The following is an 11559-nucleotide window of genomic DNA, read 5'->3' on the forward strand; positions in this document are numbered from 1 at the left end:
ATTTCGCGGCCTACTCCACCGTCTTGAAGCGTTCGCCCGGCCTGGGCTGCTCGTTGCCCTGCAGCGCGTTCATCACGCGCAGCTGTTCGGCGGCATAACGGCCGAGCGGGGTCTTGCCGGCAAGGCTTTCCACCGTATCGCCGCTGTCGACCTTGACAACCTTGAGCCGCACCGGCTTTACCGCTTTGGCCTCGGCCTCCGACAGATGCCGCAGCGTGTTGATGCTGCGGATCAGGGCCGGTTCGATTTTGCTCAGGCCGCCGACCGGCGCAATGATGACAAAGCGCAGGATATCGTCGGTCGGAAAACCGACCGCGATGAAACGCACCTCGGCATTGCCGCTTTTCATCTGCAGCCGGCCCGAGGCGGTGGCGGCCGGCATGCCGTTCACCTTGATCGCCTCGGCATTGCCCAGGCGCAGGTTGGGCAGCCAGATGCGGGTCAGATAATCCAGGGCGTTGCGCGAGGCCTGCACCTTCTTCTTGTCGCCTTCGATATCGAACTGCAGCCGGCCGCCGGTGCCGATGGCGAGCACCGCATCGCTGGTATTGGAAAGGCGCCAGCCGTCGGGCACCGTGAAGGAGAGGCGCAGGTCGGGATGGGTGAAGCTGTTACCGCGCACCACCCCTTCCTTCGGATCGTCGCCATAGATCATGCCGTCGAGGCGATCGAGAAATTCGTCGCGGCGATAGACCGGATTGGCAACCGGCTGTTCCCGCGCGGCCGCGATGGCTTCGCGCACACGCTGCGGCCCGCCCGGATGGGTGGCGAACAGATCGTTCATACGATCCTTGCCGGCCGCGCCCGCCATCTTGCCGGCCAGGTCGCTGTAGTTGCTCATGCTCTGCAGGAAACCGGCCTGGGCATCGGGCGCATAGCCGACGCGCGATAGCAGCTTCACACCGATGGTGTCGGCCTCCAGTTCGTTCTCGCGGCTGAAGCTGGCGAGATAGGCACCGCCGCCGACCTGGCCAACCTGGCCGATCAGGTCGCCGGCGCCGGAACCGAGGAAGATCGACCCGAGGATCGAGGCGCCAGCCACGCCGAGATTGGTGAAGACCGACTTGTCGTAGCGCTTTTCGGAATGCTGCGCGATCACATGGCCGATTTCGTGACCCAGCACGCCGGCCGCCTCGGCCTCATTGTTGGCCAGCGCCAGCGTGCCGCGCGTGATGTAGACATAGCCGCCGGGCAGCGCGAAGGCGTTGACGATGGGTGCATTCAGCACCGTGAAGGTGAAGTTCCCGGCCGGCTGGCCCGACTGGCCGGCGATACGCCCGGCAATGCCGGCGACATAGGCGCCGATCTCGGGATCGTCATAGACGCCGCCGAATTCCTTCAGGATTTTCGGGTGTTCCTGCTGGCCGAGCTTCTTGGCCTCGTCGGGCGACATGAAAATCTGCGCCTGCAACGACGATGGCGCCGCGACGGCGACAAGCGAGCAGGCCGCAAGAAATGCAATGGCGATACGGCGCATGATCACGGATTCCTGCATCAATGGCCCCTGAACTGCGCCGCCCGCTTTTCGACGAAACTGGCGACGCCTTCCTTAACATCCTCGCTGGCCATGAGTTTCTTCTGCGTGGCATGAAAATCCGCCACCGCCGCATGCGGCCCGTTTTCGATCGCGGTCCGCGCATTGCGCAACGTGGCGGACACCGCCAGCGGCGCCTGGGCGGCGATGCGTTCGGCCAGCCTGATCGCCTCGTTCAGCTGGTCGCCCGGCGCGGTCACCTCCTGCACGAAACCGAGCCGCAAAGCGGTAGCGACGTCGAATTCGTCGCCGGTGAGCAGGTAGCGCATGGCATTGCCCCAGCCGGCGCGTTCGACCATGCGGATGGTGGCGCCGCCGGTGGCCATGATGCCGCGCTTCACTTCCAGCTGGCTGAAACGGCAATCGCTGGCGGCCACCACGATATCGGCGGCCAGCATCAGCTCGATGCCGATGGTGTAGGTGATGCCCTGCACGGCCGCCACCACCGGCTTGGTGCGGAAGGGGCCGACATTGTTGCAGGGATCGATCTGGCCCGGCTCGACCAGCGGATTGTTGTCGCCCATCAGCGGCGCCACCCGGGGCAGATCGAGACCGGCGGTGAAATGCTGCCCTTCGGCATAGAGCACGGCGACTCGGGCCTCGGCATCGTGTTCGAAGGCCGTATAGGCGGCCGCCAGTTCCTTCAGCATCTTGGGCGTGAAGCCGTTCAGCTTGGCCGGGCGGTTGAGGCCGATCAGAAACACCGCACCCTGCCGCCGGCTGAGAATCCCGCCATCCGGATCGGCGATCGTGGGCTGCATGGTCATCGTGGATTTCCTCTTATTTTTATGACTTTTCCATATCGCACCGGATGCGGGCAAGGCAGGGGAGTATATAATGCTTTTCATGGCGGAAGCTTGGCAGACGCGGGGGATGGTTCAGTGCCCGATTTCGCGCTCGAACTGAAACTGGCCGGCCCTAATGGTGGCCTGATCTGCGGCGTGGACGAGGCCGGGCGCGGCCCGCTGGCCGGGCCGGTGGTGGCCGCCGCCGTCATTCTCGACCGCCGCAAACGCCAAAGAATACTCTGGGGCGGCATCGACGATTCCAAGAAACTGACCCATGACAAGCGCGAAACGCTGTTCCTCAGATTGCGCCAGCATGCCCTGGCCGGGGAGGCCCGGATCGGCATCGGCGCCGCTTCCGTTGCGGAAATCGCCCGGCTCAACATCTTCCACGCCACCATGCTGGCGATGTGCCGCGCGGTGACGGCGTTGCGCGTGGTGCCCATGCATGCGCTGATCGACGGCAACCATTGCCCGAAACAGCTCGGCTGCCCGGCCACCGCGGTGGTCGATGGCGATGCACTCAGCGTTTCCATTGCCGCCGCCTCCATTGTCGCCAAGGTGGTACGCGACCGCGCCATGGCCAAGCTGCACCAGCGCTATCCGGCCTATGGCTGGGCCAGCAACAAGGGTTATGGCACCCCTGAACACCAGGAAGGGCTCAGGCTGGCTGGAATCTCCAAACACCACCGACTAGGTTTTGCGCCTGTAAGGAGTCAGATGACTCTAGATTTAGTGTTAACCAATTAAACACCTATAGAATCTAATGACTTGCGGGTCGTTTTAGGGGGATGATCCGCACATGGCGCCGACGTTTATCGATCCGACCAGCAAGTCCCGCAACAAGGCCGGGCTTCGCAAGGGTCACCTCAGGCTCGTCGGCACCAGCCCCGATGCCAAACGCACCGCCACCGCCAGCCGCGCCCAGACTAAAGTTTCTCGGCCGCTGGTGGCCAAGCCGGCGCGGGCCGAACTGGCCCAGGCGCTGCCGCATCCCGATCTGCCGCTGGACCGGATCCTGCTCGGTGAATGCATCGCCGAGATGAACAAGCTGCCGGCGGAATCGATCGACTGCATCTTCGCCGATCCGCCCTACAACCTGCAGCTCACCGGCGAGCTGCGCCGGCCCAACGACAGCGTGGTCGATGCAGTCGACGACGACTGGGACAAATTCGATTCCTTCTCGGATTACGACGGTTTCTCGAAAGCCTGGCTGAAAGCGGCGCAGCGCCTGCTCAAGCCGAACGGCACCATCTGGGTGATCGGCAGCTATCACAATATCTTCCGCCTCGGCTCGCAGTTGCAGGACCTCGGCTTCTGGATGCTGAACGATGTGGTCTGGCGCAAGACCAATCCGATGCCGAACTTCCGCGGCAAGCGCTTCACCAATGCGCATGAAACCCTGATCTGGTGCGCCAAAAGCCAGGATGCGCGCGGCTATACCTTCAACTACGACGCCATGAAGGCGCTGAACGACGACCTGCAGATGCGCTCGGACTGGCTGATCCCGATCTGCTCGGGCAACGAGCGGCTGCGCGGCGACAACGGTACCAAGGCGCATCCGACCCAGAAGCCGGAAGCCCTGCTGCATCGCGTGATCGTCTCCTCGACCAAGCCGGGCGACGTGATCCTCGACCCCTTCTTCGGCTCCGGCACCACCGGCGCGGTGGCGAAACGGCTGGGCCGGCGCTTTATCGGCATCGAGCGCGAGCTGCGCTATGCCAAGGCGGCCGAACGCCGCATCACCACGGTGCAGCCGGCAACGGCGGACGATGTCGAAGTGACGCGCTCGAAAAAGGATGAGCCACGCATTCCCTTCGGCTGGGTGGTCGAACGCGGCCTGCTGCAGCCCGGCACCGTGCTGGTTGATCCGTCACGGCGGTTTTCCGCCAAGGTGCGCGCCGATGGCAGCCTGGTCACCGCCACGGCCAGCGGCTCGATCCACAAGATAGGCGCCCATGTCATGGGGGCCACCGCGTGCAATGGCTGGGTCTTCTGGCACATGCTGGTGGAGGGCAAGCTGGTGCCGATCGACGTGCTGCGCCAGAAACTGCGCGCGGAGCTCGGCTGAGCCGCCGCGGCGGCTTATTTTCCGGTAATCTGTCCCTGCAGCGGCATGGGATACTGGCTTGATTCAGCAGGCCGGTGCTACCCTGTGGTGCGCCGCACCGGGTGATTGCGGGGTGGTTCGCGGCAACGGGGTTTCGGGTGTCGAACGACCGGCAGACAGCATCGGCCGCGCTGTTACAGCGGCTGACCGAAGACGACGAATCGCTGCTCGACGGCCGCGATCCGAAAGTCGACGCCATGCTGATCGAGCGGCTCTACCAGAGCAGCTTCGCCACCCGCTATGTGCCGATCCCGATGCTGTTCGGCGCCTTCGTGATCTACCAGGATTATTTACGCTGGTGGCAGATCGCCTTCATCGGTCTGCTCTATGCCGTTTCCACCCTGCATCTCGACCACCAGCGCGACGCCTATAACGCCAATGGCGGCTACGACACCGCCACGGACTGGGGCCTGCGCTTCACCTTCGGCTGTGCCGGCACCGGCCTGAGCTGGGGCCTGCTCGGCTGGTTCGCCTACCCGCCGGGCGATTTTGCGCTGCAGGCCCTGCTCTGCGTTGCCTGGGCCGGGCTGACCACCAGCAGCCTGAACACCCGCGCGATGCATCTGCCGTCCTTCTATGCCTTCATCATCGGCATCTCGGTGCCGTTTTTCGCGCGCGGCTTCCTGTTTGGCGAGCCGAGCACGGTGGGCATGGCTTTTTTCGGCACCATTCTGCTGGCGGCGCAGTGCTTCTGCGCTCAGGTCAACAACCGGCGCGAACGCCTGTCCGCTGCACTGCGCCTGCGCAATGCCGCACTGATCAGCGAGATCGACCGCGCCCGCGTGGCAGCCGAGATCAGCTATCGAGAACTGGAACACGCCCATCACACGCTGGCCGCCGATGTCGCCACGATGCAGCGCATCTGCGGTATCGGCTCGTGGCACTGGCAGGGACCGGACGGCGATGTGGTGTGGAGCGACCAGTTCTATCATCTGCTTGGCCTGGCGCCGCAATCCTGCCCGGCCTCGCTGGCCGCCTGGCTCGACTGCGTGCATGCGGACGACCGCGAGCTGGTGCGCGGCCATTACCAGCGCCTGCGCCAGGGCGCAGCGCGTGACGCCATCAAATTCCGTATCGCCGCCGGCGATCCCGCCTGGCCGGTCTGGCTGGAATCGGTGGCCGAAACCGAACGCGCGCCCGATGGCAGCGTGGCCTGGATTCGCGGGCTGCTGCGCCACGAACCGGTCGATTAATCGACGCCGAAGACTTGCAGACGCACCTGATCGGGCGTGCGCTCGCCGATGCCGACATGCAGGCGATGCACCAGCCATTGCAGATCGGGTGCCGCCGTCTCGAACCGCATCGCCGTGCGCATGTAATAGGCCGACGGGTCGACACGCTCGCCGCGCGCAAGCTGTGCCATCACTTCGGCCGGACCGATGCGCAACCCGCGGCTCCACACCTCGACCTGCGCGCCGCCCTCCAGCTTCAGCATGTAGCGCGCATCGAGATCCGCCAGCCCATCCGGGCGCAGCGTTTGCCAATCGGCGCCGCCCGACAGGATCACGCCGGAGATTTTCCCTGTCACCGTGCCGCCGGTGATCGGCACGCAGCGGCGCTCGCCGGCGGCATCGCGGCCGATGCTCTGCGGCACGCCCACATCGACGGCCAGCGAAAAGACTTCTGTCAGCATGTGTCCTCCGGCTTAGAGGCCGCGCAGTTTTTCGACCACCTGCGTCAGCTGTTTATGCAACGTCTCGATCTGCGTGACGCCGAGGCGTTTCTTCAGTGCTGCCTGCGCCTTATGCCACAAAGGAACTGCACGGATGAAAAGTTTGCGACCCTCAGGCGTGAGACGCACCACACGGCGGCGGCGGTCATCGGCGGCTATCTCCTGCAGCACCAGGGCCCGCCGTTCCAACAGGCGCAGATTGCGGGTCAGCGTGGTGGAATCGACGCCGATCAGTTGCGCCAGTTCGGTCACCGAAAGGCCCGCCTCTTCTTGGTAGAGCGAGGCCAGGGTGGCGAATTGCGGCATGGTGAGGTCGACCGCGGCCATGAAGCCGTTATAGGCCTGCATGCTGAGCCGCGTGGCGGCATGCAGGCGCAGCACGGTGCAGCCCTCCTCCATCAACTGGCGGAAAGCGGCAGACTCCAGCACAGGGTCGGTCTTGCGGGCCATCCCTCTAGATAAACGGCTTCCGCAGATTTGCAAACAGGTGGTCTTGCAAACCGTAGGCCGCAGTCTTATCTGTAGCTACAATATATGTATATACATCTATTATTCGCAACCGGGAAATCTGCATGCGCAATGTCGTCGTCACCGGACTGGGCCTCGTCACGCCACTGGGCGTTGGCACCGCGATCAACTGGCAACGCCTGACGGAAGGGCTGTCCGGCCTGCGCCGCATCAGCAGCTTCGATATCTCTGACCTCGCCGCGAAAGTGGCCGGCATCGTGCCGGATATCAAAGACGATCCGCATGGTTTCGATCCCGAGACCGCCGCCCCGGCGAAGGATCGCCGCAAGATGGACCGCTTCATCCAGTTCGCGCTGGTGGCGGCCGGCGAGGCGATGAAGCAGGCCGGGCTGCAGCTGGCCGATGCGGCATCGAAAGCCCGCGTCGGCTGCATCATCGCCACCGGCATCGGCGGCTTCCCCGCGATTGCCGAAGCGACCCGCACGGTGGAACGCGCCGGACCGCGCAAACTCTCGCCTTTCGTGATTCCTTCCTTCCTCGGCAATCTCGCGGCCGGCCATGTCTCGATCCGCCACGGGCTGCAAGGTCCGCTCGGTTGTCCGGTGACGGCCTGCGCCGCCGGCGCCCAGGCGATCGGCGATGCCGCGCGGCTGATCCGCAGCGGCGAAGCCGATGTGATGGTGGCCGGCGGCGCCGAGGCCTGCATCGACCGCGTCAGCATCGCCGGCTTCGCCGCCGCCCGCGCGCTGGCCACCGCGCATAACGACGAACCCGAGAAAGCCTCGCGGCCCTTCGATGCGCACCGCGACGGCTTCGTGATGGGTGAAGGTGCGGGCATCCTGGTGCTGGAATCGCTGGAGCATGCGACGGCGCGCGGCGCGCAGATTCTGGGCCGCGTGCTGGGTTACGGCACCAGCGCGGACGCACATCACATCACCGCGCCGCCGGAAGACGGCAATGGCGCCAGGCGCGCGATGCAGATCGCACTCAATGCCGCCGGCCTGAGTCCCGGACAGATCGGCTATATCAATGCCCATGCCACCGCCACGCCGGTGGGCGATGCCGCCGAAATCTCTGCGGTGAAAAGCCTGTTCGGCAACAGCCTGGCCAATCTGGCGATGTCCTCGACCAAATCGGCGATCGGGCATCTGCTCGGTGCCGCCGGTGCGGTGGAAGCGATCTATGCGCTGCTGGCGGTACGCACCGGCCTGCTGCCGCCGACGCGCAATCTAGATGCGGTCGATCCGGCCTGCGATGGCATCGACCTGGTGCCGCATCAGGCCAGAGCCGCACAGATCGACTATGCGATGTCGAATGCCTTCGGTTTCGGCGGCGTCAATGCCGCCGTGATTGTCGGGCGTTGAGCCGACAAAAAAAAGACGGCGCATCCGAAAGGATACGCCGTTTAGTCTGGGGGGAAGGGAATGAGGAAATACGCGGGTACGCAGCCCGGCCGGTTTCCCGGACGGGAAAGGGTTACTGCATGATCTTCCAGCTGCCGTCGGGCTGGCGGCAGGCCGTACCGAAGCCCTGCTTGGTCTCGCCGCCAACCTGGATGGTTTGCTGGAATTCACGGCAGTATTCGCCGCCCGGCGCCTGATAGGCCGGCTGCGGCACGATGGTGCCGGCATTGCCGCTGTCGGGGTTGCGCCACGACACCTGGCTGCCCGAGGGCGAAGTTTCGAGGGCGCGCTGGTTGGCGCGGTCCATGTAGGTGCGGTCGGCTTTGTCGAGCGACTTGCCGACTTCCGAGCCAAGCAGCGCGCCGATCAGCGTGCCGGCGGCCACGCCGACCAGCTGGCCCGAGCCCTTGCCGAACTGGGCGCCGGCGACGGCGCCGCCGACACCACCGAGTACGGTGCCGACATTCTGCTTCGGGCCGCTGTCATTGGCACAGGCAGCCAGCAGGCCCGCGATGCCGAGGGCGGCAACCACCGAGGCAATCCGGCGGGACGGCCGATGGGACGGGCTGGAAGCCGGTGGACGGAGGGAAATGGCGTTCATGGATTCTGCGATCCTCAAAGACATGCCCCAAATCCATTGCTGGGCGGGCACGGCCAGGAATCTGCGGGCCGATTACGGCGGGATTGCGGCAGGGGTTGGGTAACTTGGCGGCACACTGTAACATCGGGTGACATCGCAACCTCTCGCGATTGTTTCGCAATAACAAAGGCTTGTCCTGGAAGGCAATTTGGCCATGACCGTCGCCGCCGATCCGTTTGCCCTGTTTGCCGCCTGGCTGAAGGATGCCGAGGCCAGCGAACCGAACGATGCCAATGCCATGGCCCTGGCCAGCGCCGATCCCGACGGCCTGCCCAACGTACGCATGGTGCTGCTGAAGGGCTTCGACGCGCGCGGCTTCGTCTTCTACACCAATTTCGAAAGCCAGAAGGGTACCGAGCTGCTGGCCAACCGACAGGCCGCCGCCGTGCTGCACTGGAAAAGCCTGCGCCGCCAGGTGCGCTTCCGCGGCGCGGTGAGCGTGGTGACGGAAGCCGAGGCCGATGCCTATTTCGCCTCGCGGCCGCGCGACAGCCGCATCGGCGCCTGGGCCTCGCAGCAGTCGCGCCCGCTGGAGGGCCGTTTCGCCCTGGAGGCCGCGGTGGCGAAATACGCCGCCAGGCATGCCATCGGCGAAGTGCCGCGGCCGCCATACTGGTCAGGCTTCCGCATTGCGCCCAGCTATATCGAATTCTGGACCGACAAACCCTTCCGCCTGCATGAGCGGCTGGTCTACCGGCGCGGCACGGTCGATGCGCCCTGGACCACCGAGATGCTGTATCCGTGACATCCATCCGACCCAGCGCACTCGATCCGGCCGCCAAGGCGCGGCTGATGCGGCACGCTACCTATGCCTCGGTGGCGGTGGCGCTGATTCTCATCCTCGCCAAGCTCGGCGCCTGGCTGCAGACGGAGTCGGTGGCGCTGCTGGCCACGCTGGTTGACAGCCTGCTCGACGGCCTGGCCTCGCTGGTCAACATGCTGGCGGTGCGCCACGCGCTGACGCCGGCGGATGACGAACACCGCTTCGGCCATGGCAAGGCGGAAGCGCTGGCCGGGCTCGGCCAGGGCGCGCTGGTGGCGGGCTCGGCGCTGTTTCTGTTCTTCGAGGCCATCGGCCACCTGATCACGCCGCAGCCGATCGAGCGCAGCCTAACCGGCATTGCCGTGATGGTGCTGTCGATCGTGCTGACCGGCATGCTGGTTCTCTACCAGCGCCGCGTCGTGCGCCAGACCGGCTCGCTCGCCGTGTCGGCCGACCGGCTGCATTATGTCGGCGATATCGTCACCAACCTGACGGTGATCGTGGCCCTGGCGCTGGCCAGCCAGCCCGACCTGGTCTGGGTCGACGGCGCCTGCGCGCTGGTGGTGGCCGCGGTGATCGTGAAAAGCGCCATCGACATCGTACGCGGCGCTCTCGACAATCTGATGGACCGCGAGATGGCCGATGCCGACCGCGAGCGCATCCTTGCCGTCATTCGCCGGCATCCACAGGCCCGTGCCCTGCATGACCTGCGCACGCGTCAGGCCGGCAACCAGGTCTTTATCCAGTTCCACCTCGAACTCGATCCGGAAATCTCGCTGCGGACCGCGCACGAGATTTCCGATGAAATCGAGGCCGAACTGCTGGTGGTATTTCCCGGTGCCGAGATCATCATCCACCAGGATCCGGCCGGCTATGACGGACCGCTGGCCGAGTATGTCGAGGCGCCCGACGTGAATCCGCCTGCGCGGTGAATGGGGCGGGTTGATCCCGGCCCGCCGCCGCCGCTAAGTTACGCGTCCGATATCGTCGCCCGGGGGAATCATGAATTCGCTGCGTGTCCTGCGTCTTGCCGCGCCTGCCGTTCTGTTCGGCCTTCTGGCAACCCTGCCTGCGCAGGCCGCCACCGGAGTGGACGGGCGCAGCCTGAACATCCTCTGGGTGCTGCCCTTCGCCGGCATCCTGCTCTCCATCGCCCTGATGCCGCTGCTGACGCCCGGCTTCTGGCACCATCATTTCGGCAAGGTCGCGGCCTTCTGGAGCCTGTGCGTCATCCTGCCCTTCGCGCTGCAGATCGGCGCGGTGCCGACCGGTCATGCGCTGCTGGAAGTGGCGCTGCATGAATATATCCCCTTCATCATCCTGCTGTTCTCGCTGTTCACCGTGGCCGGCGGCGTGCGGCTGACCGGCAACCTGCACGGCTCGCCCAGCCTGAACACCGCCCTGCTGCTTGTTGGCACCGTGCTGGCCAGCTGGATGGGCACCACCGGCGCCTCCATGCTGCTGATTCGCCCGCTGGTGCGCGCCAACGACAACCGCAGGCATAATGTGCATGTGGTGGTGTTCTTCATCTTCCTGGTGTCGAATGTCGGCGGCGCACTGACCCCGCTGGGCGATCCGCCGCTGTTCCTCGGCTTCCTCAAGGGCGTGGATTTCTTCTGGACCACCAAGGCCCTGTTCATGCCGACGCTGGTGGTCGCCGTGCTGCTGCTCGGGGTGTTCTACGCCATCGACAGCTATCTCTATAACAAGGAAGGCATCGTACCGGCCGATCCGACGCCCGACAGCCCGATCGGCATCGAGGGTGGCGTGAACCTGATCCTGCTCGGCGCCGTGATCCTCGCCGTGCTGATGTCCGGCACCTGGAAACCAGGCATCGAACTGAATGTGCTTGGCGTCGGCGTCGAGCTGCAGAATCTCGCCCGCGACGTCCTGCTGGTGGCAATTGCGCTCCTGTCGCTGAAGCTGACAGCACGACAGACCCGCATCGACAACGGCTTCACCTGGGGACCGATCGCGGAGGTGGCCAAGCTATTCGCCGGCATCTTCATCACCATCATCCCGGCCATCGCCATCCTGCGTGCTGGCGTGGACGGCGCACTCGGCCCGCTGGTCAACCTGGCGTCGAATGCCGATGGCTCGCCGCACAATGCGATGTATTTCTGGCTGTCCGGCGCATTGTCGAGCTTCCTCGACAATGCGCCGACCTATCTCGTCTTCTTCAAC

12 protein-coding genes are annotated in these 11559 nt (G+C 65.2%); 7 read left to right on the forward strand and 5 right to left on the reverse strand.

What is annotated here, in order from left to right; all coding sequences use genetic code 11:
• Positions 1-10 precede the first annotated feature (10 nt).
• Both OJJ21_RS08325 and OJJ21_RS08330 read right to left on the reverse strand, forming a co-directional pair.
• Entirely contained in the window at positions 11-1495 is a 1485-nt protein-coding gene (locus OJJ21_RS08325; RefSeq protein WP_297685028.1) for a M48 family metalloprotease, read from the reverse strand.
• Positions 1495-2301 carry a crotonase/enoyl-CoA hydratase family protein gene (locus OJJ21_RS08330; protein WP_297685029.1) on the reverse strand — a complete coding sequence of 269 codons (807 nt, stop codon included), beginning with the start codon at positions 2299-2301 and terminating at the stop codon, positions 1495-1497. Before OJJ21_RS08330 ends, OJJ21_RS08325 begins: the two co-directional genes overlap by 1 nt.
• A 114-nt stretch (positions 2302-2415) precedes the next feature.
• Between OJJ21_RS08330 and OJJ21_RS08335 the strand changes: the two genes are divergently transcribed.
• From OJJ21_RS08335 to OJJ21_RS08345, 3 genes are all read left to right on the forward strand, one after another.
• Positions 2416-3069 carry a ribonuclease HII gene (locus OJJ21_RS08335; RefSeq protein ID WP_297685030.1) on the forward strand — a complete coding sequence of 218 codons (654 nt, stop codon included), beginning with the start codon at positions 2416-2418 and terminating at the stop codon, positions 3067-3069.
• A gap of 292 nt (positions 3070-3361) precedes the next feature.
• Positions 3362-4390: a site-specific DNA-methyltransferase gene (locus OJJ21_RS08340; RefSeq protein WP_297685321.1), complete on the forward strand. Its 1029-nt coding sequence runs from the start codon at positions 3362-3364 to the stop codon at positions 4388-4390.
• Between the two features lie 137 nt (positions 4391-4527).
• Positions 4528-5622 (forward strand): PAS domain-containing protein, encoded by a 1095-nt coding sequence (locus OJJ21_RS08345; protein WP_297685031.1) that lies wholly within the window; start codon positions 4528-4530, stop codon positions 5620-5622.
• On the opposite strand, the gene OJJ21_RS08350 is transcribed toward OJJ21_RS08345, so the two are convergent.
• Positions 5619-6062, reverse strand: coding sequence for a DUF3237 domain-containing protein (locus tag OJJ21_RS08350; protein WP_297685032.1), 444 nt, complete (start codon positions 6060-6062; stop codon positions 5619-5621). The genes OJJ21_RS08345 and OJJ21_RS08350 overlap by 4 nt on opposite strands.
• A 12-nt stretch (positions 6063-6074) precedes the next feature.
• On the reverse strand, positions 6075-6551 hold the full coding sequence (locus OJJ21_RS08355; protein ID WP_297685033.1) for a MarR family transcriptional regulator: 477 nt from the start codon (positions 6549-6551) through the stop codon (positions 6075-6077).
• Between the two features lie 122 nt (positions 6552-6673).
• On the opposite strand from OJJ21_RS08355, the gene fabF reads away from it, so the two are divergent.
• On the forward strand, positions 6674-7933 hold the full coding sequence (gene fabF / locus OJJ21_RS08360; protein ID WP_297685034.1) for a beta-ketoacyl-ACP synthase II: 1260 nt from the start codon (positions 6674-6676) through the stop codon (positions 7931-7933).
• 112 nt (positions 7934-8045) lie between these two features.
• On the opposite strand, the gene OJJ21_RS08365 is transcribed toward fabF, so the two are convergent.
• On the reverse strand, positions 8046-8504 hold the full coding sequence (locus tag OJJ21_RS08365; RefSeq protein ID WP_297685035.1) for an RT0821/Lpp0805 family surface protein: 459 nt from the start codon (positions 8502-8504) through the stop codon (positions 8046-8048).
• Between the two features lie 262 nt (positions 8505-8766).
• On the opposite strand from OJJ21_RS08365, the gene pdxH reads away from it, so the two are divergent.
• The 3 genes from pdxH to OJJ21_RS08380 all read left to right on the forward strand — a co-directional run.
• Positions 8767-9357: a pyridoxamine 5'-phosphate oxidase gene (gene pdxH, locus OJJ21_RS08370; RefSeq protein ID WP_297685037.1), complete on the forward strand. Its 591-nt coding sequence runs from the start codon at positions 8767-8769 to the stop codon at positions 9355-9357.
• On the forward strand, positions 9354-10307 hold the full coding sequence (locus OJJ21_RS08375; RefSeq protein ID WP_297685039.1) for a cation diffusion facilitator family transporter: 954 nt from the start codon (positions 9354-9356) through the stop codon (positions 10305-10307). Before pdxH ends, OJJ21_RS08375 begins: the two co-directional genes overlap by 4 nt.
• A 70-nt stretch (positions 10308-10377) precedes the next feature.
• Positions 10378-11559: sodium:proton antiporter (locus OJJ21_RS08380; RefSeq protein WP_297685041.1), on the forward strand; the 1182-nt coding region annotated here is incomplete at its 3' end.

It is taken from the genome of Ferrovibrio sp. (genome assembly GCF_025869515.1).
In the GTDB taxonomy this organism is placed as follows: Bacteria; Pseudomonadota; Alphaproteobacteria; order Ferrovibrionales; family Ferrovibrionaceae; genus Ferrovibrio.